At 65.4% G+C, this 20,076-nt stretch carries 21 protein-coding genes; 9 read left to right on the top strand and 12 right to left on the bottom strand.

The genetic code is table 11. From position 1 onward, the window contains the following. Positions 1–162: 162 nt before the first annotated feature. From BST47_RS19880 to BST47_RS19870, 3 genes are all read right to left on the bottom strand, one after another. Positions 163–630, bottom strand: coding sequence for a GreA/GreB family elongation factor (locus BST47_RS19880; RefSeq protein ID WP_083127365.1), 468 nt, complete (start codon positions 628–630; stop codon positions 163–165). Between the two features lie 122 nt (positions 631–752). Continuing rightward, positions 753–2,018 (bottom strand): NAD(P)/FAD-dependent oxidoreductase, encoded by a 1,266-nt coding sequence (locus tag BST47_RS19875; RefSeq protein ID WP_083127364.1) that lies wholly within the window; start codon positions 2,016–2,018, stop codon positions 753–755. A 125-nt stretch (positions 2,019–2,143) separates the two neighbouring features. Continuing rightward, entirely contained in the window at positions 2,144–3,670 is a 1,527-nt protein-coding gene (locus tag BST47_RS19870) for a PucR family transcriptional regulator (protein WP_083127363.1), read from the bottom strand. A gap of 37 nt (positions 3,671–3,707) precedes the next feature. Between BST47_RS19870 and BST47_RS19865 the strand changes: the two genes are divergently transcribed. Further along, positions 3,708–4,433, top strand: coding sequence for a helix-turn-helix domain-containing protein (locus BST47_RS19865; RefSeq protein ID WP_083127362.1), 726 nt, complete (start codon positions 3,708–3,710; stop codon positions 4,431–4,433). Here BST47_RS19865 and BST47_RS19860 read toward each other — a convergent pair. Then, on the bottom strand, positions 4,370–4,768 hold the full coding sequence (locus BST47_RS19860; protein ID WP_083127361.1) for a VOC family protein: 399 nt from the start codon (positions 4,766–4,768) through the stop codon (positions 4,370–4,372). The two genes, BST47_RS19865 and BST47_RS19860, sit on opposite strands and share 64 nt — an antisense overlap. A gap of 201 nt (positions 4,769–4,969) precedes the next feature. On the opposite strand from BST47_RS19860, the gene lpqN reads away from it, so the two are divergent. Then, positions 4,970–5,680, top strand: coding sequence for an envelope biogenesis lipoprotein LpqN (lpqN, locus tag BST47_RS19855; RefSeq protein ID WP_083127360.1), 711 nt, complete (start codon positions 4,970–4,972; stop codon positions 5,678–5,680). Between the two features lie 63 nt (positions 5,681–5,743). Here the strand turns inward: lpqN and BST47_RS19850 are convergent, their stop codons facing one another. The 3 genes from BST47_RS19850 to BST47_RS19840 are packed head-to-tail and all read right to left on the bottom strand — an operon-like array spanning position 5,744 to position 9,267. Continuing rightward, positions 5,744–6,445 carry an alpha/beta fold hydrolase gene (locus tag BST47_RS19850; protein ID WP_083127359.1) on the bottom strand — a complete coding sequence of 234 codons (702 nt, stop codon included), beginning with the start codon at positions 6,443–6,445 and terminating at the stop codon, positions 5,744–5,746. Between the two features lie 48 nt (positions 6,446–6,493). Beyond that, the gene (locus tag BST47_RS19845; RefSeq protein WP_083127358.1) at positions 6,494–7,615 is read right to left on the bottom strand and encodes an NAD(P)H-dependent flavin oxidoreductase; all 1,122 of its coding nucleotides are present in this window, start codon (positions 7,613–7,615) and stop codon (positions 6,494–6,496) included. Next, positions 7,615–9,267 carry a medium/long-chain-fatty-acid--CoA/3-oxocholest-4-en-26-oate--CoA ligase gene (locus tag BST47_RS19840; RefSeq protein WP_083127357.1) on the bottom strand — a complete coding sequence of 551 codons (1,653 nt, stop codon included), beginning with the start codon at positions 9,265–9,267 and terminating at the stop codon, positions 7,615–7,617. The genes BST47_RS19845 and BST47_RS19840 overlap by 1 nt, the downstream gene beginning before the upstream one ends. A 71-nt stretch (positions 9,268–9,338) precedes the next feature. Between BST47_RS19840 and BST47_RS19835 the strand changes: the two genes are divergently transcribed. Beyond that, complete coding sequence (locus BST47_RS19835; protein ID WP_083127356.1) at positions 9,339–10,148, top strand: crotonase/enoyl-CoA hydratase family protein; 810 nt, start codon at positions 9,339–9,341, stop codon at positions 10,146–10,148. Positions 10,149–10,204: 56 nt separating this feature from the next. Here the strand turns inward: BST47_RS19835 and BST47_RS19830 are convergent, their stop codons facing one another. From BST47_RS19830 to BST47_RS19820, 3 genes are read right to left on the bottom strand one after another with little or no spacing between them, the layout of a single operon-like run. Then, entirely contained in the window at positions 10,205–11,419 is a 1,215-nt protein-coding gene (locus BST47_RS19830; RefSeq protein WP_083127355.1) for a cytochrome P450, read from the bottom strand. 1 nt (position 11,420) lies between these two features. Next, entirely contained in the window at positions 11,421–12,140 is a 720-nt protein-coding gene (locus tag BST47_RS19825; RefSeq protein ID WP_083127354.1) for an acetoacetate decarboxylase family protein, read from the bottom strand. A gap of 55 nt (positions 12,141–12,195) precedes the next feature. Continuing rightward, positions 12,196–13,227: an LLM class F420-dependent oxidoreductase gene (locus BST47_RS19820; RefSeq protein ID WP_083127353.1), complete on the bottom strand. Its 1,032-nt coding sequence runs from the start codon at positions 13,225–13,227 to the stop codon at positions 12,196–12,198. Between the two features lie 58 nt (positions 13,228–13,285). Here BST47_RS19820 and BST47_RS19815 point away from each other — a divergent pair, with 58 nt between their 5' ends. Genes BST47_RS19815 through BST47_RS19790 form a run of 6 tightly spaced genes read left to right on the top strand, consistent with a single transcriptional unit; the run spans position 13,286 to position 18,523 of the window. Next, positions 13,286–14,278 carry a Zn-ribbon domain-containing OB-fold protein gene (locus tag BST47_RS19815; protein ID WP_207568645.1) on the top strand — a complete coding sequence of 331 codons (993 nt, stop codon included), beginning with the start codon at positions 13,286–13,288 and terminating at the stop codon, positions 14,276–14,278. A gap of 11 nt (positions 14,279–14,289) precedes the next feature. Next, positions 14,290–15,351, top strand: coding sequence for a thiolase family protein (locus BST47_RS19810; RefSeq protein WP_083127352.1), 1,062 nt, complete (start codon positions 14,290–14,292; stop codon positions 15,349–15,351). A gap of 33 nt (positions 15,352–15,384) precedes the next feature. Further along, entirely contained in the window at positions 15,385–16,566 is a 1,182-nt protein-coding gene (locus BST47_RS19805; protein ID WP_083127451.1) for a thiolase family protein, read from the top strand. 5 nt (positions 16,567–16,571) lie between these two features. Then, positions 16,572–17,450, top strand: a complete 879-nt coding sequence (locus BST47_RS19800; protein ID WP_083127351.1) for a TIGR03619 family F420-dependent LLM class oxidoreductase — start codon at positions 16,572–16,574, stop codon at positions 17,448–17,450. 3 nt (positions 17,451–17,453) lie between these two features. After that, on the top strand, positions 17,454–17,870 hold the full coding sequence (locus BST47_RS19795) for a nuclear transport factor 2 family protein (RefSeq protein WP_083127350.1): 417 nt from the start codon (positions 17,454–17,456) through the stop codon (positions 17,868–17,870). A 29-nt stretch (positions 17,871–17,899) separates the two neighbouring features. Further along, positions 17,900–18,523, top strand: a complete 624-nt coding sequence (locus BST47_RS19790) for a hypothetical protein (RefSeq protein ID WP_083127349.1) — start codon at positions 17,900–17,902, stop codon at positions 18,521–18,523. Here BST47_RS19790 and BST47_RS19785 read toward each other — a convergent pair. Then, positions 18,520–19,512 carry an MOSC domain-containing protein gene (locus tag BST47_RS19785; RefSeq protein ID WP_207568644.1) on the bottom strand — a complete coding sequence of 331 codons (993 nt, stop codon included), beginning with the start codon at positions 19,510–19,512 and terminating at the stop codon, positions 18,520–18,522. The two genes, BST47_RS19790 and BST47_RS19785, sit on opposite strands and share 4 nt — an antisense overlap. Before the next feature lie 16 nt (positions 19,513–19,528). Next, positions 19,529–20,059 (bottom strand): gamma carbonic anhydrase family protein, encoded by a 531-nt coding sequence (locus BST47_RS19780; protein ID WP_083127348.1) that lies wholly within the window; start codon positions 20,057–20,059, stop codon positions 19,529–19,531. Positions 20,060–20,076 lie beyond the last annotated feature (17 nt).

Genomic DNA, 20,076 nt, shown 5'->3' with positions numbered 1-20,076 from the left:
CCCATCGCTCCAGAGCGATAGGTGCCAGTACACGGTCGTCGTTGTGCCGCATCTGATTTCCGAGATGACCTTCGGCGATCCTTTCGGGTGATGAAAACATCTCTTACTCCTTCCATGGTCGGACATGAAGCGTCGCAATCATTTTCGGCCTCGTCCTCCCGGCTAACCCATCTCAGCGGTGTGCAAACCGTAGGGAACGGCTGCCAACATTGTGACAGGCAGCTCAGCACCACTTGGCGATTTGACCGTGCGCTGCTCACTGGGACGAGCACCGAGAATGGCCGCGCCGAGCGGAGATTGAATAGAGTAGACCTCGATATCGCCATGCTCAGCGCCGCGAACACCGAAGAGAAACGATTCGGTATCCCCGGTATCGTCGTATCGGACAGTGACGACCATGCCCGGTTCGGCGATACCGTCATTGGGCGGGTCCTCGCCCACAACAGCGTAAACGAGCAGGTCATGAATCTGTTGTATCCGGGCTTGCCGGGCGCGCTGGATCGCGGTGGCATTTTCGCCGATATCCCCATCCACAGCGGCGGTCTTGCACAATTGGCGCAGGGCGGCCAATTCCTGCTGTAGACCGTCATAGGCTTCCGAGGAGATCCAGACGCGTTGTGCACTAGTCATATTCGTTCCTTTCATTGCGAAGAGCTGACAGTTGCCCGTATTTGGTTGTCGTCAGGGGCGGGCCGCAACAACTGCGCCGCCCCTGACGACTCGCGGTGCCCGTAACGGGCGAGACCCTCGGTCTAGGTAACAACTCGCCGCAGCGGATCGAATGGCCGCAGGGCTTCGGGTTGCTTGCCGGTGGTGATCTGTTCGGCGAGTAGCCGGCCGGTGATCGGCCCATGTGCTAGACCCCACATGCCGTGCCCGCCAGCGACATACACGTTGCGAGACATCTCACCGATCAATGGCAGGCCGTCGGGGGTTATCGGGCGCGGACCGACCCAGATGTCGCTGCGTTCGGCCCAGCGAACCCCTTCCATCAGCGGGCTCACGGAGGCGACGATTGCGCCGACACGTTCAGCCATCAATGGTTCATGCGGGTCGCGGAATTCCATCGTGCCCGCGACCCGCAGTGCCCCGTTGAAGGGAGTGCAGGCCACTCGCGCGTCCGGCAGGTAAATGGGACCGGGTATGGGCCGGTCGACGGGCACGGTGAACGAGTAGCCGCGACCGGCCGTCACCGGTACCCGCAGTCGGCTGCCCGCCAGTCGTGACAACCACGCGCCGGTGGCGATCACCGCAGCGTCGGCGGTCAACGGCTTGCCGCGGTAGGGCACCACGGTCGCTGAGTTACCGGAGCTGAAGACGTCCCGCACATCCTCTGTGCGGATGGTGGCTCCCCGCTCTTCGACAGCTCTTCCCAGGGCCGTGACGAAACGACCCGGATCCACGAATCGTTGACCGTTGATGTTGAGCGCAGCGGTGATCGCCGGCGACGCCAGCGGAACCTGCTCGCGAAGTGCCTCACCGGACAGCCCGGTCACGAACACAGACTGTCCGGCGTTCTCGAGGGCACGGAGGTCCCGCAACATGTTCTCCGCGTCACGGGTCGTTCGGAACACCGCCGTGATCGGAGCATCGGTCACGGGCGCGTCGACCCCGTTCCCGACGAGAACGTCGTATGCCTCGATGCATTCCTCGTTGAGTGGCACGTTGGCTTGCACCGCGCGAATCCACGCCGACGGGCGACAGTTGGCTGCGAATTGAATCAGGAACGCCCACAGTGCGGTGTCCGCGGACAACGGGATGTGCAGAGGAGCGTTCCGGTCGCGCAACGATCGCAAACCGTAGCGAAGCAGCTTCGGAGAGTTCAGCGGCGTCGTCAACGCGGGTGAGATCCAGCCGGCGTTACCCCGGGAGGCTCCGGCGGCTACGCCCGCGCGGTCCACCACCGTGACGTCGACTCCCCTCTCCTGCAGGAACCATGCCGTCGACAATCCGACGATGCCTGCGCCGACCACGACCGCAGACCGCGGACCGCCATCGATACGCTCGTCGCCGACCATTGCCATACCTCCATCGCTGAATCCACCTACGGATAACCCCATGGTGGCCTGACCAGCGATGGCAAGGGTTGCCGCGAGGGGACAACCAACGGCGGCGCCGTTGTGGCGATCCGACAAACGGTGCGTCAGTCGGCTTGAGTGGCAGCGAGTTCGATCATCATGGCCAGCCGCTTGCGGGCGTCGTCCAATTGAAGGTCGGTGATCTCGCCCATCTTGCGCAAGCGGTACCGCACGGTGTTCTCGTGCACGCCCAATCGGTTGCCCGCTTCGGCCGGGTCGCCCATGGCCTCCAGCCAGGCCCTCAGAGTCGATACATAGTCGGTGGTGTTATCGGCGTCGTGGCGTCGCAACTCGGCGACGGGTCCGCGGTCGGGGGTCCGGCCTGAGCGCGCCGCTGTCCGAAGCCGTTGCAGCAGGATCTCGTCCCACGACTCGTCGTAGGCCGGCGGCGGGGCATCAGGCGGCTTGATCCCGTGCAGCGCGAGACATTCGTCAGCTTCCTGACGCGCCGCAGGCAGATCTGTGGCCGCGGCCGCCTTGCTGATACCGGCCAACACGGTCAACGGATCGGGCAGAGACGCCTGCAGGCCCGCGAACCACCGTCGAGCGGACTCCGCCTGCTCGCCCGGCAACAATGTGTACACCGTGTTGCCGCAGAGGGCACTTCGGCCGGGACGTGACCAACCGAACCCGGTCGTCGCCCGCTCGAAGGCAAGGAGAAGACCGGCGTCTCGATCGAAGTCGATGAAAGCCTGCACCGCGATCACGCGCATACGGCCTGGTGCCAAACCGAGTCTGCTGGCCGACGCCGCGGCATCGGGGCTGCCGTTCAGGAGTCGCAGCACCAATTCGGATTCGACCTGACGCTCCAAATCCGCGCTGGCGCGTGAGCGCAACAGATGCAAGGCCACTGTGCGGGCCCCGTCGGCCAACGCGGTCCGTTCGGGTTCGGCCAGCGGCTCGAGGCAGGCAACCCACAACGACCCCATGAGTTCTGTCCCCGAACGCACCGCAACGACCATGCGGCCCGACATTCCGCGATCGGTGTCCGGACTGACGAACAGCGGTTCGTCAGAGTTTGCCAGATGCGTGAAAACACCACGAGTTTCGAAGAATTCGCGCAGACTTGCCGGCGCCTGCCTATCCATGACCGTCGCGACACGCGCCGGGTCGGCGTTCTGCTGCATCGTGGAGTACGCGAGTACCCGCGACAACGGATCCTCGATGGTGACCGCGCCGCCGACCACCTCGGCCAGGCTATCGGCGAGGGCGAACAGATCGGTTGGACCGCGGCCGGATTCGGTTTCCCGACCTTCCAGAACCAGCCCGTAGACGACAGCCGAAAGCTCGCTCCACGAAACCGATGCATCGACAACCATCATCGCGACGCCCTCGTCCATCCCGGCGAAGGTGGTGTTGTCATCGTGGTCACGCAGAAGAACGACCACGGCGTGCGCCGACACCGCCCACCGCAAGGCCTCGTCCACCGAACGCGCCCCGATGGCCAGCAGCACGTCGCCGATGACCGTACGGCCGCCTGCATCTTCGTGCACTACGACGCTGCCGAGTTCCGTGGAGCGCGGTATCGGACAGAAACGCAGTCGGACGCCGTAGCTCCCCAGCACGTTCACCAAGCGGTCCAAAGTGACCACGCACTTCTCCTTTTCAGCCGAGTCTATTCTCGCCAATATGGGGTACCGCGAATACGCGCCGACCACCGCGCTGGCCGACCTGGTCGAGGTCGCGTGGACGATGGACGGGCCGCCCGCACCGGTGCGGGTGCTGCCCGATGGATGCATGGATCTCATCGCGATGGACGACGACATCGTCGTCGCGGGCCCGGACACCGCGCCGCTGATGACGACGCGTGACGTAGACCCGTACGTCGGCCTGCGGTTTCGGCCCGGCATCCTGCCCAGGCTGCTTGGGATTCCGGCGGTCGAGATACGCGACACCAGGGTGGGGCTCTCCGATCTCCGACGGCTGCCGCGGGCCCGGTCACTGACCGACCTGACCGAACAACTGGCGGCCGAGACCCCGCGTGGCGAAACCGCACCCTGGACGCTGCCGCAGCTGAGGCAGGTCACCGCCCGCCTCGCCAGCGGATCCGGTGTCGCCGATGTCGCGCAGACCCTCGGCTGGTCACCGCGCACCCTGCAGCGCCATTGCACCGCCGTCTACGGCTACGGCGCCGCGACGCTGCGACGCATCCTGCGGTTCCGTCATGCCCGGCGGCTGCTCGATGAGGGGCTGCCCTTCTCCGACGTCGCGGCCTGCGCGGGCTACGCCGACCAATCGCACCTGCACCGCGAGGTCCGCGCGCTCGCTGGTGTCCCGCTGGGGTGGTTCGGTCAGGATTCCAGTGCGGCGAACAGATCCACCCAGTTGCCGTCGGGGTCGGCGACGGTCGCATAGCGCTGCTGCCACGGCGCATCATATGGGGTTAGTACGCCGGAATAACCTGCCGCCGTGACCTTTTCGAAGAGTGCATCGACCTCGCCAGGCGTGCCGACACCGAGTGCCAGGGCAACCCTGCTGTGCGATGACGACGGCGCCGCCCAACCGGGATGCATCGCCGCGATCGTCTCCTCATTGTCGAAGGACAAGGTATTGCCTCCCGGCAGTTCGACCGCCACATGCGGAGCGTCGGAGCCGGGAACCGGCAGCCCGAGCAGCCGGTAGAAGGCCAGCGAAGCTGTGAGGTCGCTGGCGAATACCTGAAAGACGGTTGATGTCAGACGAATCTCCATGGCCCTGACGCTATGTCGGTCCACCGCGAGGTGTCGTGAACAAATCGGACACGGCCCGGCTGCGGTTTGCCGGATTTCACATCGAGTAGAACTACTCGCCCTTCATAGAGCCGCTTTTCGATTACGCTTCGTCACGACCAAAGCAACCGGCCATGTTTGCCGAGAACGGCGACACGCGTTGCAGGACGACAGGAGTGACTGATGAGGCGCACGGCGATCACCGGAGCGGCGGCGTTGGCTGCCGCTCTGGCCCTGGTGTTGTCGGGCTGCGGCTCGGACACCAAGACCGAACCGAGCACCAGCGAGTCGGAGACCACGACGACCACCACGGCCAAGGCCGCACCGACGACGACGGCCAAAGTCGCTCCGCGCGATGAGGATGCCGCCGGCCCGAACCCGACGATCGCCAGCTACATCAAGGAGAACAACATCCAGGAGACGCCGGTCAAGCGCGGCGACCCGGGCTCACCCACCATCGACCTGCCGATCCCCGAGGGCTGGGAGCCGGCCGGCGAGAACACCCCCGAGTGGGCCTACGGCGCCATCATCTACACCGGCCCCGAAGCCGCCGAGTACTCGCCGAGCATCGTCGCGCTGGTTTCGAAGCTGACCGGCAACGTCGACCCGCAGCAGATCATCGACCTGGCGCCCGGCGAACTGCAGAACCTGCCGGGCTGGAGCGCGTCGAACGAGGGTGAGAACAGCACGCTCGGCGACTACCCGGCCTACCAGCTCGGCGGCACCTGGGACTCGGAGGGGCAGACCAAGATCGTCGCCCAGAAAACCGTCGTGATCCCCGGAGCCGACGGCCTCTACGTTCTGCAGCTCAACGCCGACGGCCTGGAGAACCAGGGCGACATCGTCGGCGCGGCAACGGATGTCATCGACGCGGAAACAAAAATCACGCCGTAACAAAGCAGACGCATCGCTTGAAGCCACGCCGCCAGTGTCCAAAGGACTTTGGCGGCGTTCGGCTTATCCGACGCCGTCCAGTACCGCAGCCAGGTCACGCGGTCGAGAAAGAAACGGCGAATGGCTGCCGGGCAACTCGATCAGCTCCGCGCGCATCCGCTCGCGCGCAATCCGACGCGACCAAACTGGGTTGACGATGCGGTCCTCGGTGCACAGCACATACGTGGAGTCGACAGTAGGCATCTCCGACAGCGAGCAGGGAATCCGATAAGGATTCGTCGCCTGCGGACAGAGGCGGGCGACGGCGGCAGATGCGACGGCCTCGTCACAATCATCGAAGAGATGCCTACGCGCTATTACTTCGTCGACCCAGGCACGTCTTCCCTCGGAGTCCTTGTCGCCGAGGCCTTTCGCATAGTCCGGGTTGAGCATCACCGTGTCCTCGGCCATCTGTTGCGTCAGAGGCACTCCGAGCTTGGGCAGAAGGGCACACAGGTATACGACCCGGCGTAGCGGCCGACGTGCCGCGACGAGCGGAACGGTCAGCCCCGCGAGTGAATGCCCGACAAGGACCAAATCCTCACCGGAGCAGTGGTCGACTGCGCGACAGACGATGTCGGCGTAGTCGTCAAACGTGGCCGAGCTGTCGTCGATGGGGAGGTCCATCGTGATCACGCGATGACCCAGTTTCTCGAGCTCGGGAGTCAGCCTCTCCCAACACCATGCCCCGTGCCACGCACCGTGGACCAACGCGAATGTCGCCATAACCCCCCCTGCGGTGGGCCGATCATACGAAGAATGTCGAGTGCGCCGCTAGCCCTCGCGAATGACGTCGAGTCGCTTCGAGGCCTCGTCGAAACCGGAGACCAACTCGGCGATGATGTCGGCGACCGGCCGGATCTCGTTCATCCGTCCGACGATCTGGCCGACGGGCATCGCGACGATGTCGGGATTGTCCGATTCGTTCATCCGCTGATGGGCCTCGCTGACGAGGATGTTCTGCAGCGGCATCGGCAGCGGCTCGGGCGCGTCGGGCGCATCCCAGGCGTCGGTCCAGCGCGACTTCAGCAGGCGCGCGGGCTTACCGGTGTAGATACGGCGGCGCACGGTATCGCTCGAGTTGGCCCGCAGCAGGGCCTCCTGGATCGTCGACACACCGGACGGCTTGCGGTGGCCCAGGTCGTACTCGGCCGACGTCAGGAACGCCGAGCCCATCCACACCCCCTGGGCGCCCAGCGCGAGAGCCGCGGCGACCTGCCGCCCGGTGCCGATACCGCCTGCCGCCAGCACCGGGGTCGTACCGTCGAGCGCATCAACGATTTCCGGCCACAGCACCATCGAACCGATCTCGCCGGTGTGTCCACCAGCTTCGTGGCCCTGCGCCACGACGATGTCGACCCCATTCTCGGCATGACGCTGCGCGTGCTTGGCGCTACCGGCCAGGGCCGCCACTGGCACCCCCGCCGCGTGCACCTGATCGATCACGTCCTTCGGCGGTGAGCCAAGGGCGTTGGCGATCAACTTGATCGGATGCTTGAGCGCCACCTCGACGTGCGAGCGGGCCACCGAATGCAGCCAGCCCAGCACACCCGAGCTGCGCTCCTCGTCCTCGGGCAACGGCGGAACGCCGAGATCGGCGAGGGTCTTGTCGATGAAGTCACGGTGGCTCTGCGGGATGAGCTTGCCGATATCGGCGGCCGTGCCCTCCTGCGGCACTTTGGCCGGCATCACGATGTCGACACCGTACGGCTTACCGTCGGTGTTCTCGTCCATCCAGCGCAGCACGTTCTCGAGATCGTCGGCGTCGTTGAACCGCACGCAGCCGAGCACACCGAGACCGCCGGCCTTGCTGACCGCGGCGGCGACCTTCTCCGACGGCGTGAAGACGAATATCGGATAGTCGATGCCGAAACGGTCACACAGCTCGGTACGCATCAGGATGTGCTGCCCGCATGCTTGGCGTGTGCGTCGTCGGCGGGCCGCTCCTCGGTGGTGTCCTTGGCCCACCGGTAGTCGGGCTTGCCGGCGGGCGTGCGGTGGATCTCGTCGACCCACCAAACCTTGCGTGGCACTTTGTAACCCGCGATCTCATTCCGGACGAAGGTGTCGAGTTCGGCCAGCGTCGGGTTGGTGCCTTCGCGGCGGTGGATGACGGCGGCCACGCAGTTGCCGTACCGCTCGTCGGGCACGCCGACCACCAACGCGTCGAAGACGTCGGGGTGGCCCTTGAGTGCGGCCTCGACCTCTTCGGGGTAGATCTTCTCGCCGCCGCTGTTGATGGACTGCGAACCGCGGCCGAGCATCGTCACGGACCCGTCCGCGTCGACCTCGGCGTAGTCACCCGGAATCGCATAGCGCACACCGTTGAACGTCTTGAACGTCTCGGCGGTCTTCTTCTCGTCCTTGTAGTAACCGACCGGGATGTTGCCCTTCTTGGCGATCATTCCGCGCACCCCGGACCCGGGCTTGACCTCGTTGCCGTCCTCGTCGAGAACGACGGTGCGATGGTCGATCGTCACGCGCGGTCCGCCGGTGTGCGACTGGCCCTTCGCCACGATGCTGGTGCCGCCGAAGCCGGTTTCCGAGGAACCGATCGAGTCGGTGATCACCCGGTTGGGGAGCAGCTCGAGGAACTTCTCCTTGATGCTCGTCGAGAACAGCGCGGCCGTGCTGGCGAGCAGGAACAGCGACGACAGGTCGGGCTCGCGGCCCTCGTCGTGCAGTTTGGTCAACGCGTCCAGCAGCGGGCGCGCCATCGCGTCGCCGGTGAAGAACAGCAGGTTCACCTTGTGCTTCTCGATGGTCTCCCAAACCTCGTCGGCGTCGAACTCCGGTGCGAGCACTGTGGTTTGGCCCGAGAAGATCGACATCCAGGTGGCCGACTGGGTGGCGCCGTGGATCATCGGCGGGATCGGGTAGCGGATCATCGGCGGGTTCTCCGCGGCAGCCTTGGCCAGGTCGTACTCGCCGGAGACGAACTCACCCGTCGCAAAGTCGGTGCCGCCGAACAGCACCCGGTAGATGTCCTCGTGGCGCCACATCACGCCCTTGGGGAAGCCGGTGGTGCCGCCGGTGTAGAGCAGGTAGATGTCGTCGGCGCTGCGCTCACCGAAGTCGCGCTCGGGCGAACCCTGCTCCAGCGCCGAGTAGAACTCGACACCGCCGTAACGCTGGTAGTCGTCGTCGCTGCCGTCCTCGACCGAAAGGATGGTCTTCACGGCGGGTGTCTCGGGCAGCACGTTGGCGACGCGGTCGGCGTAGCGGCGCTCGTGCACCAGCGCGACCATGTCCGAGTTGTCGAACAGGTACTTCAGCTCGCCCTCGACGTAGCGGAAGTTGACGTTGACCAGAATCGCGCCCGCCTTGACGATGCCCAGCATCGCGATGACGATCTCGATGCGATTGCGGCAGTACAGCCCGACCTTGTCGTCCTTCTTCACGCCTTGGTCCAGGAGGTAGTGGGCCAGACGGTTGGCCTTCTCCTCCAATTCGGCGTAGGTCAGCTGTACGTCACCGGAAATGAGGGCGACACGGTCTGGCACGGCGTCGATGGCGTGCTCGGCAAGATCGGCAATGTTCAGGGCCACAGCACATAAACTAGAACGTGTTACATTTCCAGACAAGTCTGTGGCATCGACGCTGGAAGGCGGACTAGTTCGTGAGCGACGAAGGAAAACCGGAAAAAGGCCCCGACGCCCTCATTGAGCAGCGCGGACACACCTTGATCCTGACGCTGAACCGACCGGAGGCGCGCAACGCGCTGTCCACCGAAATGATGTCGATCATGGTCGACGCCTGGAACCGCGTCGACGAGGATCCCGAGATCCGGACCTGCATCCTCACCGGCGCAGGCGGCTACTTCTGCGCAGGCATGGACCTGAAGACGGCAACCAAGGCGCCTCCCGGCGACTCGTTCAAGAGCGGGGCGTTCGATCCGACGAAGATCGAGGCCCTGCTGAAGGGTCGTAGGCTCACCAAGCCGCTGATCGCTGCCGTCGAGGGCCCGGCCATCGCGGGTGGCACCGAGATCCTGCAGGGCACCGACATCCGCGTCGCGGGTGAGAGCGCGAAGTTCGGCATCTCGGAGGCCAAGTGGAGCCTGTATCCGATGGGCGGCTCGGCGGTGCGGCTGCCGCGCCAGATCCCGTACACGATCGCGTGCGACCTTCTGCTGACCGGTAGGCACATCACCGCCGCCGAGGCGCTGTCCTACGGCCTGATCGGCTACGTCGTGCCCGACGGCACCGCGCTGGAGAAGGCGCTGGAGATCGCCGAGGTGATCAACAACAACGGCCCGCTGGCCGTGCAGGCGATCCTCAAGACCATCCGCGAGGCCGAGGGCATGCACGAGCTCGACGCGTTCAAACCCGACACCGCCAACGGCATCCCGGTGTTCCTGTCCGACGACGCCAAGGAAGGCCCGCGTGCCTTCAAGGAGAAGCGCGCGCCCAACTTCCAGATGAAGTAGTGATTTCGGTGCGCAAACAGTCGCTGAGCGATCGTAGGCGCACCCGAATCGCTACCTCAGCCCACAGGTTGGGTCGGGGTGAACGTCACCGGCATCGACTCCAGGCCGCTGACGAAGTTGGCCGGCCGCAACGGCAGCGTCGCGGAGCTGTCGGCCAGCTGCAGGTCGGGCAGCCGCTTCAGGACCGCGCCGATCATGTTGATGAGTTCGATCCGGGCCAGCTGGTTACCCAGGCAGAAGTGCGTTCCGAAGCCGAATGCCAAGTGGCTGTTCGGATCTCGCTGGATGTTGAAGTTTTCGGGATCACCGAAGACGGCTTCGTCGAAGTTCGCCGACTCGAACATCAGCAGCATCTTCTCGCCCTTGCTCAGCTGTGCTCCGTGAAACTCGGTGTCGGCGGTGATCGTGCGCGCCATGTTCTTCAGCGGTGAGGTCCAGCGCAGCATCTCCTCGATCGCGAGGGGGATCCTGTCGGGGTTGTTCTGCAAACGCTCCCACTGCTCGGGGTGGCGGATGAGCTGTTCGATTCCACCGGAGATCGTGTGGCGTGTGGTCTCGTCGCCGCCCACGAGGATCAGCAGGGTCTCCTGCAGGATGTCGTCGTTGGACAGCCGCTGACCGTCGACCTCCGCGTGCACCAGAACGCTGATCAGGTCTTCGGTCGGTTCCGCTCGACGCTGTTCGATCTTGTCCATGGTGTACTCGTTGTATGCCATGAAGGCATCCAAGGTGACCTGCATATCAGCCTCGGACACAGTGGAACTCAGACCTTCCATCATGTCGTCAGACCACTTGAGGAACAGCTCTCGCTCGTCGGGCAGCACACCGAGCATGTCGCCGATCACCGCCATCGGCAGCGGTGCGGCGATGTCTGCGACGAAATCGCACTCACCCCGCTCGCACACCCGGTCAATGAGGTAATCACACAGCGAGCTGATTGAATCGCCTTGAACCTTCAACCGCTTCCGGGTGAAGCCGGCGTTGACGAGCTTGCGGCGCAACAGATGTTCCGGATCGTCCATGTCGATCATCATCGGCAGCGCAGGTTGATCGGGGCGGATGCCGCCCGCGTTCGAGAACAACTCGGGATTGCGCTCCGCGTCGATCACGGCCTCGTATGTCGTCGCCGCGGCCAAACCGTTGCGGTCCCGAAACACCGGTTCGTTCGCGCGCATCCACTTGTAGGCGTCGCGGGACGACGGGCGGTCGGCATAGAATCCGCCGTCGGCAAGATCCACGTCCGGCTTCGTCGCCTTGGTGGGCGCAACCATGTCAAACCTCCTGCGCGTCTGCGAACGACATCGCCACGTTGCCTGCCGAACCGGAGACCATCGCGCGTTTCGGGAAGCCTAGCGAGGCGAGTTCTTTGGCGTATGGATGTTCGCCGAGACGCACGGTCGCACCGCCGGGCCGGTAGCGCGCGTCGGTCATCGTCATCGTTCCGAGGGTCCGGCGGCGAACGCCGTCCCGGTATGAGTAAGTGGGCTGCTCCTGCGGCTTGGACGTGAAAGCCGACGGCATCGGTAGGCCGGGCTTGAAGTCCATGCCGACGGCGAATTGGCCGTCGATCGTCACGTCGAACGAATATGTGTGGCCGTCGCGAATCGTGAAGTCGGCCATCACCTTCGGGTAGCCCCATATCTTGCACCCGGCCTCGAGGGTGAACGGTTGGTCGACGGGCAGGTGGTGGACGAACGCCCCCGCCGACTGCAGGGCGCGCAGTCCCTTGGCCTCAGATCCGGGCGGATTCACCATCACGTTGGTGCCGTACTCGTAGTACTCGCCGAGATCGGTGTCGATGTAGCGCATCAGCATCAGGACCGCGACCGCGCGGTTCGGTCGGTAGCGGCAGACCTGGAATCCGCTGTAGTCGATCATCGCCTGAGCGGCGTCGGCGTCCACGGAGAACATCGCCATGTGTTGGGTGGCTTTGCGGACCTCTACCGGCATGGTCAGCACCGTGCCGGCGATGGTGTGCTGCGAGGCAGTCATCGGGTCAATCTAGAACGCGGACTAGACAACTAGCAAGGAAGTGTCTACCCGAGTTTCAGACCTGTGCGGCAAGATCCTTGATCTGCTCGACCGAGCGCGCGCCGACGACCATCATCGTCACGCCGGCGGCCTCCCACGCCTTGATCTGTTCCTGCACGTAGGCGAGGTCACCCACGATCGCCGAATCGTCGACGAGCTCGTCCGGGATGATCTTCGCCGCCTCGTCCTTGCGATCGGAACGGAACAGCTTGGTGACGTCGTCGACCACCTCGGCGTACCCCATGCGGCGATAGACGTCGGCGTGGAAGTTGGTGTCCTCGGCGCCCATCCCGCCCATGTAGAGCGCCAGGTGGGGCTTCATCAACTCCATGATCTCGGCGCGATCGTCGGTGACGACGACCTGCGCGGTCGCGCAGATCTCGAAGGTCTCGCGGGTGCGCCGCGCGCCGGGACGCGCGAAGCCCTCGTCGAGCCATTCGTTGTACATGCCCGCGATCCGCGGCGAATAGAAGATCGGCAGCCAGCCGTCACAGATCTCGGCGGCCAGCGCGACGTTCTTCGGCCCCTCGGCGCCCAGCATCACCGGGATGTCGGCGCGCAGCGGGTGGGTGATCGGCTTCAGGTTCTTGCCGAGACCGGTGGTGCCCTCGCCGGTCAACGGCAGCGGGTAGTGCGGGCCGTCGCTGTGCACCGGCGCCTCGCGGGCCCAGACCTGGCGCAGGATGTCGATGTACTCGCGGGTGCGGGCCAGCGGCTTGGGGAACTTGGCGCCGTACCAACCCTCGACCACCTGCGGCCCCGACACCCCGAGACCGAGAATGTGCCTGCCACCGGAGAGGTGGTCGAGCGTCAGCGCAGCCATCGCGCACGCCGTCGGCGTCCGCGCCGACAGCTGGATGACCGACGTGCCCAGCCGCATCTTCGTGGTTTCACGCCCCCACCAGGCCAACGGTGTGTATGCGTCCGAACCCCACGCCTCGGCGGTGAAGACGGTGTCGAAGCCGGCCTCCTCGGCCGCTGCCACGAGTTCGGCCTGGTTCTCCGGCGGCTGCGCGCCCCAATAACCCAGCTGCAGTCCTAACTTCATTAGCCCGCCTCTCGACCCATGGTTGAAACCATTCTTAGAACCTGTTCTACTCGATGCCGTGACCACCAGCCAAAGCAGCCCGGTGCAGATCGATCCGCATGAGCCGCCACTTTCAGCGCCGTTGCGGCTTTCATTCGACTACACCCGTTCAGTCGGACCACTCCTGTCCCAATTCTTCACCGCCCTGCGCGAGCGACGCGTCGTGGGCGTGCGCGGTTCGGACGGTCGGGTGTTGGTGCCGCCTGCCGAGTACGACCCAGTCACCTATGAGGAATTGACCGAAATCGTACCGGTGAGCAGCGTCGGAACCGTCGTTTCGTGGACCTGGCAGCTACAGCCGCTCGAGGGCCAACCCCTGGACCGCCCGTTCGCCTGGGCGCTGGTGAAGCTCGACGGGGCCGACACCCCCCTGGTCCATGCTGTCGACGCCGGCTCGTCCGACGCGATAAGCACCGGTGCCCGGGTACACGTGCACTGGGTTGACGAACCGGTCGGAGCGATCACCGACATCGCCTACTTCGAGCTGGGTGACGAGGCTGAGGACGTCCCCGACGTGACCGATGACAGGGACCCGGTGACGATGCTCGTCGTTCCCACGACCATCGAAATCCAGCACACCGCTTCACTTCCCGAGAGTGCGTTCCTGCGTGCGCTCGAGGAGGGCAAGCTGCTCGGCGCCCGCACCGGAAAAAACGGGAAGGTGTACTTCCCGGCGCGGGAGGCCGACCCGGCGACGGGCCAGCAGCTCGACGAGTTCATCGAACTCCCTGACAAGGGGACGGTGACGACGTTTGCGATCATCAACATCCCGTTCGCAGGCCAGCGCATCAAGCCGCCCTATGTCGCGGCGTACGTGCTGCTCGACGGCGCGGACATCCCGTTCCTGCACCTGGTCACCGAGATCGACGCGACCGACGTGCGGATGGGCATGCGGGTCGAAGCGGTGTGGAAACCCCGCGAAGAGTGGGGTCTCGGCATCGACAACATCGATTATTTCCGGCCGACGGGCGAACCCGACGCCGACTACGAAACCTACAAGCACCACCAGTAAGGGATGCCCACATGACTTCACATGACGTTGCCGTCGTGGGCTTCGCCCATGCTCCGCATGTGCGCCGCACCGAAGGCACCACCAACGGCGTCGAGATGCTGATGCCGTGCTTCGCCGAGCTTTACCAGGATCTGGGTATCAAGCAGACCGACATAGGATTCTGGTGCTCGGGTTCCTCGGATTACCTTGCCGGGCGCGCATTCTCGTTCCTGTCCGCGATCGACTCCATCGGCGCGGTCCCGCCGATCAACGAATCGCACGTGGAGATGGACGCCGCGTGGGCGCTCTACGAGGCCTACATCAAGATCCTGACCGGTTCGGTGGACACCGCGCTGGTCTACGGCTTCGGCAAGTCCAGCGCCGGGGTGCTGCGCCGCGTGCTGGCGATGCAGACCGACCCGTACACGGTGGCGCCGCTGGTGCCCGACGCCGTGTCGACCGCCGGCCTGCAGGCCCGGCTCGGGCTGGACTCCGGTAAGTGGACCGCCGAACAGATGGCCCAGGTCGCGCTGGACTCCTTTGCGGTTGCCGAGCGCACCGACTCGGAGAAGCCGGCGAAGAGCATCGACGAATTGCTCTCCCGGCCTTACTTCGCAGATCCGCTGCGCCGCCACGACATTGCGCCGATCACCGATGGTGCATCGGCGATCGTGCTGGCTGCGGGCGACCGCGCCAGGGAGCTGCGGGAGAACCCGGCATGGATCACCGGCATCGAGCACCGCATCGAAACGCCGGTGCTGGGGGCCCGCGACCTGACCACGTCGCCATCCACGGCGGCGTCGGCCGCGGCCGCGACGGGCGGCGACACCGGGTCGATCGACGTCGCCGAACTCTATGCACCGTTCACCCACCAGCAGTTGATCCTGACCGAGGCCATCGGGCTTGGCGACTCGACCAAGATCAACCCATCCGGCGGCGCGCTGGCCGCCAACCCGATGTTCTCGACGGGCCTGGAGCGAATTGGTTTCGCGGCCAGGCACATCTTCGACGGCTCCGCGCAGCGGGTGTTGGCGCACGCCACCAGTGGTGCTGCGCTGCAACAGAATCTCGTCGCAGTCATGGAAGGCCGATGAGCGCTTGCGCGAAGAGCAAAGGATTGAGTGATCATGTCTAAAAATCTCGCTGCGGTGCTGGGCACCGGGCAGACAAAGTACGTCGCCAAGCGCAAAGACGTATCGATGAACGGCCTCGTTCGTGAGGCCATCGATAAAGCGCTCGCGGACTCGGGCTCGACGTTCGACGACATCGACGCCGTGGTGGTCGGCAAGGCGCCCGACTTCTTCGAGGGCGTCATGATGCCCGAGCTGTTCATGGCCGACGCCGTCGGCGCCACCGGTAAACCGCTGATCCGGGTGCACACCGCAGGCTCGGTCGGCGGGTCCACCGCCGTCGTGGCCGCCAGCCTGGTGCAGTCCGGCAAGTACAACCGCGTGCTGACGATGGCGTGGGAGAAGCAGTCCGAGTCCAATGCCATGTGGGCGTTGAGTATTCCGGTGCCGTTCACCAAGCCGGTTGGTGCCGGCGCGGGCGGGTACTTCGCCCCGCATGTGCGCTCCTATATCCGGCGCTCGGGCGCACCGACCCACATCGGCGCGATGGTCGCGGTCAAGGACCGGCTCAACGGGGCCAAGAACCCGCTGGCCCACCTGCACCAGCCCGACATCACGCTGGAGAAGGTGATGCAGTCCCAGATGCTGTGGGACCCGATCCGTTTCGACGAGACGTGTCCCTCATCGGACGGCGCGTGCGCGTTGGTGATCGGCAACGAAGAGATCGCCGATGCCCGTGTCGCCGAAGGCCATCCCGTCGCATGGGTGCACGCCACCGCGCTGCGCACCGAACCGCTGGCCTACTCCGGTCGCGATCAGGTCAACCCGCAGGCCGGGCGCGACGCCGCGGCTGCACTGTGGCGCGACGCCGGGATCACCAGCCCGATCGACGAGATCGACGTCGCCGAGGTCTACGTGCCGTTTTCGTGGTTCGAGCCGATGTGGTTGGAGAATCTGGGCTTTGCGCCCGAGGGCGAGGGCTGGAAGCTGACCGAGGCCGGTGAGACGGCGATCGGGGGACGCATCCCGTTCAACCCCTCCGGTGGCGTGCTGTCGAGCAATCCCATTGGCGCATCAGGCATGATCAGGTTCGCCGAGGCGGCGATCCAGGTGATGGGCAAGGCGGGTGAGCATCAGGTCGAGGGCGCCCGTAAGGCGCTGGGCCACGCATACGGCGGCGGTTCTCAGTACTACTCGATGTGGGTGGTCTCCTCCGACAAGCCCGCTGACAAGCCGTGACTCGCATGCAGTACACGATCAGTATCGCGTTCAGCCCACTGGACCAGCTGATCGAAATCGCCAAGGCGGCTGAAGAACTCGGCTTCGACAACATCGCCCTGCCGGACTCGATCTTTTATTTCGAGGAACAATCCGTCGACTATCCCTACACTGCCGACGGCAAGCGGATGTTCGATGAGAACTCGCCCTGGGTCGATCCGTTGATCCTCGCGGGTGCATTGGGTGCGGTGACCTCGAAGCTGCGCTTCTACACCAACGTGATGAAGCTCGGTTCGCGGAATCCGCTGCTGCTGGCCCGACAGGTCGGGTCGGTGGCGAACCTCACCAACAACCGGTTCGGCTTCGGTGTCGGGATCGGCTGGGCTCCCGAGGAATTCGAGTGGTGCGGGGTGCCCTACGCGAAGCGCGGCAAACGCGTCGACGAGATGATCGACGTCATCAAGCTGGTGCTCGCCGGAGGAATGGTCGAACACCACGGCGAGTTCTACGACTTCGACCGGCTGCAGATGAGCCCGGCACCGTCGGAGCCGGTGCCCTTCTACGTCGGCGGGCACACCGATGTCGCGCTCAAACGCGCCGTCCGGATCGGTGACGGCTGGACGAGCGCGATGATGACGTGCGACCAGCTCGCCGAGACAATCGGCAAGATCAAGACGCTGCTGGCTGAGAACGGTCGTGGCGACGACCCGTTCGAGTACCAGGCCGTGTGTATCGACAAGTTCGGTGTCGACGGCCACCGCGACATCGCCGCGGCGGGTGTCACCGACTACATCGGGATTCCGTGGGTGTTCGAGGGCCTCGCCTTCGACGCACCGCTGGAGCAGAAGATCGATTCAATGAAGCGCTTCGCCGATACGTACATCCACTCCGGCTGGCAGGACTGACGCATGGCGGTCACCGACCCGAACGCCCCGGTTCACCTGGCGGGCAAGCGTTCTCGCGAGGCGGCGATCACACACGACAAGGATGCCTGGCTGGCGAACTTCGCCGACGACGCCGTCGTCGAGGATCCGATCGGGCCGTCGCACTTCGACCCGGAGGGTAAGGGTCACCGCGGCAAGGAAGCGATCGCACTGTTCTACGACAAGGCGATCGCCCCCAGCGACCTGACCTTCCACTTCGAGCAGACGTACCAGTGCGGCAACGAGGAGGCCAACGTCGGCCACATCGTGATCAGGGCCGCCGGCTACGAGGTGAAGGCCGAAGGCGTGTTCACCTACCGCGTGAACGACGACGGCAAGATCGTTGCACTGCGGGCGTTCTGGGAGCTCGACCGGGCGACGGCAAGCGCTCGCAAAATCTAACGCGACGCCGGCTGTGGCACGGTGGAGGTATGCGATCCAGATCCACCGCGGCCTTGGCAGCGTTGATGTGCGTGGCGGCGATCGGGTGTGACTCATCCGGCACCGGCCCCGCCGGTACCGTGCCGAGCCTGCCCGCGTCAACGACCTCGTCGGCGTCGGCCGCTCCGACCACCACCAAGACGGACGAACAGGTCGACTACAGCCGATTGCTGCTCCAGCCAGGCGACCTCAGCGACAACGAGGACACCTTCACCGAGCAGTCGCGCACACCGTCCGGTCCGGACGGACTGCCCGGTGCCAGTGCGTTGTTCGTCAACCAGGACGACACCAGGGCCATCTCCGACACCATCGTGATCTATCCCGATGCCGAGACGGCCGCCAACACTCTGAAGGCGGCGCTGCCCACGATCGGCTCCACGGTCACAGGCGCCACCACGCGTCCGGCGCCGGTCGGCAGCAACGGCACGATGGCCGTCGGCACGTCGGCGGACGGCAGTAAGGCCACGACACTGCTGCTGTTCAACGAGGGCCCGGCGTTGGTGCGTCTGGAGTTCCAGAGCGTTCCGGGCGACGTCACCACGGACCAGTTCGTCATCAACATCGGCAAGATGCAGCAGATCGCGCTGCGAACCGGGTTGGCGTCGGCCGGCTAGCGCCCGAGTCGTTCCATGGCCGACGTCGCCACGCCGAACGCGAACCGCTTCGTTCGGCGGGCGGCATCGGCGAGCACACGATTCCTGCTCTGTTTCAGTGTCGCCTCGTCACCGACGCTGACCGGGCCGCCGACGTTCACCCAGCAATAGGTGCCCAGGCAACGTCCCGCCCGGGAAGCGACCGCCTTGGTGATTCGGCGGTCGACCTCGATGCCGGGTTGCGCACGACTCGGCACGACGCACCGAATGGTCGGCATCGTCACCGCGAGCACGGCGCCGCCGACCGAGAGGCGTCCGCCGGTCCACTGCGACTCGGGCAGCCCGTCCTCGGGGTTGGCAAGGTTGAGCAAGATGTTGGGGCGGAAGCGGCGCGCATCGACGTGGGTGTCGTCGGGGTCATCGCCGAGTTCGGCGCCGATGGTCGCCAGGCTCGTCCGGGTCATGACATGGACGGGCGCCAGGTCGACGAACATGCCCGGCGGCGTCGAGTACCTGCCCAGCAAGGTCAGATCGGTGACGCGGAACATCGACATGTCCGGGAACTTCTCGCCTTCGGCGACCCCGAAGTCCTTGCGCAGCGCGGCGATCGACATGTTCTCGCGCTCGTCGCGGCTCAGCTTGTGCAGCGAGGTGTCGTCGGCGGGTGGCAGGGCGGTCAGACGGACGTCGCGATCGGCCAGTTCGGAGAGCTTCTTGTGCACACCGGGGTCGCTGCTGGAGCACACACTGCCGTCGGGGAAGGTGATCTCGACCTCGGGTGCGTTGCCCGGGCCTGCGTCGGCACCGACCGGCTGCGCGTAGCGGGCCGTTGCACCAAGCAGGGCGGGGATGCGCCTGGCCGTCGCGGTGACGTCGCGTTCGAGGTCGCGGACCGCCCACAACCGGTCGCCGTGCAGACCGCGGGCCCCGATGTCGATCTGCTCGAGCTGCTCGCCGCCGAGGGACTTCACCGGGTAGCGCCACAGCGCCGTGACCTGACCGAACGACATGCGGCTACGGTACGCGCTACTCGGGGATGAGCTGCAGTCCCGCGATGTAACGACGGGCCAGATCCTGATAGGCGCCCGGATTGGTCTTCACCCACATCTCCGCGCCGGTCCCCGCCACGGGTCCGCGGACCTTCGCCGGTGCACCGGTCACCACCACCTCGTCGGGGATCTTGGTGCCGCCGATGACCAGCGAATGCGCCGCGATCAGGCTGCGTGCGCCGATGACCGCGCCGTCGAGCACCGTGCAGTGGTTGGCCAGCACGGCCTGGGCGCCGATGTGCACGCCGTGCACCACGCACCCGTGCGCGACCGTGGCACCGGGTCCGACGTCGACCGGGATGCCCGGTGGGGCGTGCAGCACACAACAGTCCTGCACGTTCGCGCCCTCGCGGACGACGATCGGAGCGAAATCGGCCCGGAGTACCGCGTTGAACCACACCGAAGCACCCGCCTCCACATGCACGTCACCGACCAGAGTGGCGGTCGGAGCGACGAAAGCACTGGGATCGACGATCGGTGATCGTCCCTCGAACGAGTACAACGGCATTGTCTAGATATACCGCA

It is taken from the genome of Mycolicibacterium tusciae (genome assembly GCF_002086795.1).
GTDB classification, from domain to species: domain Bacteria; phylum Actinomycetota; class Actinomycetes; order Mycobacteriales; family Mycobacteriaceae; genus Mycobacterium; species Mycobacterium tusciae.
Note: the sequence above shows the minus strand (reverse complement) of the source record. Positions and strands in the feature narration are given on the sequence as shown.

What these genes read in the sequence shown, in the direction of transcription:
- BST47_RS19830 (WP_083127355.1), bottom strand. Translation starts at nt 11,419, where the DNA reads ATGGTTGCGCCCACCAAGGCGACGAAGCCGGACGTGGATCTTGCCGAC.
- BST47_RS19825 (WP_083127354.1), bottom strand. Translation starts at nt 12,140, where the DNA reads ATGACTGCCTCGCAGCACACCATCGCCGGCACGGTGCTGACCATGCCG.
- BST47_RS19810 (WP_083127352.1), top strand. Translation starts at nt 14,290, where the DNA reads ATGACTTCACATGACGTTGCCGTCGTGGGCTTCGCCCATGCTCCGCAT.
- lpqN (WP_083127360.1), top strand. Translation starts at nt 4,970, where the DNA reads ATGAGGCGCACGGCGATCACCGGAGCGGCGGCGTTGGCTGCCGCTCTG.
- BST47_RS19850 (WP_083127359.1), bottom strand. Translation starts at nt 6,445, where the DNA reads ATGGCGACATTCGCGTTGGTCCACGGTGCGTGGCACGGGGCATGGTGT.
- BST47_RS19865 (WP_083127362.1), top strand. Translation starts at nt 3,708, where the DNA reads ATGGGGTACCGCGAATACGCGCCGACCACCGCGCTGGCCGACCTGGTC.
- BST47_RS19790 (WP_083127349.1), top strand. Translation starts at nt 17,900, where the DNA reads ATGCGATCCAGATCCACCGCGGCCTTGGCAGCGTTGATGTGCGTGGCG.
- BST47_RS19785 (WP_207568644.1), bottom strand. Translation starts at nt 19,512, where the DNA reads ATGTCGTTCGGTCAGGTCACGGCGCTGTGGCGCTACCCGGTGAAGTCC.
- BST47_RS19805 (WP_083127451.1), top strand. Translation starts at nt 15,385, where the DNA reads ATGTCTAAAAATCTCGCTGCGGTGCTGGGCACCGGGCAGACAAAGTAC.
- BST47_RS19795 (WP_083127350.1), top strand. Translation starts at nt 17,454, where the DNA reads ATGGCGGTCACCGACCCGAACGCCCCGGTTCACCTGGCGGGCAAGCGT.
- BST47_RS19875 (WP_083127364.1), bottom strand. Translation starts at nt 2,018, where the DNA reads ATGGTCGGCGACGAGCGTATCGATGGCGGTCCGCGGTCTGCGGTCGTG.
- BST47_RS19860 (WP_083127361.1), bottom strand. Translation starts at nt 4,768, where the DNA reads ATGGAGATTCGTCTGACATCAACCGTCTTTCAGGTATTCGCCAGCGAC.
- BST47_RS19880 (WP_083127365.1), bottom strand. Translation starts at nt 630, where the DNA reads ATGACTAGTGCACAACGCGTCTGGATCTCCTCGGAAGCCTATGACGGT.
- BST47_RS19820 (WP_083127353.1), bottom strand. Translation starts at nt 13,227, where the DNA reads ATGAAGTTAGGACTGCAGCTGGGTTATTGGGGCGCGCAGCCGCCGGAG.
- BST47_RS19780 (WP_083127348.1), bottom strand. Translation starts at nt 20,059, where the DNA reads ATGCCGTTGTACTCGTTCGAGGGACGATCACCGATCGTCGATCCCAGT.
- BST47_RS19845 (WP_083127358.1), bottom strand. Translation starts at nt 7,615, where the DNA reads ATGCGTACCGAGCTGTGTGACCGTTTCGGCATCGACTATCCGATATTC.
- BST47_RS19800 (WP_083127351.1), top strand. Translation starts at nt 16,572, where the DNA reads ATGCAGTACACGATCAGTATCGCGTTCAGCCCACTGGACCAGCTGATC.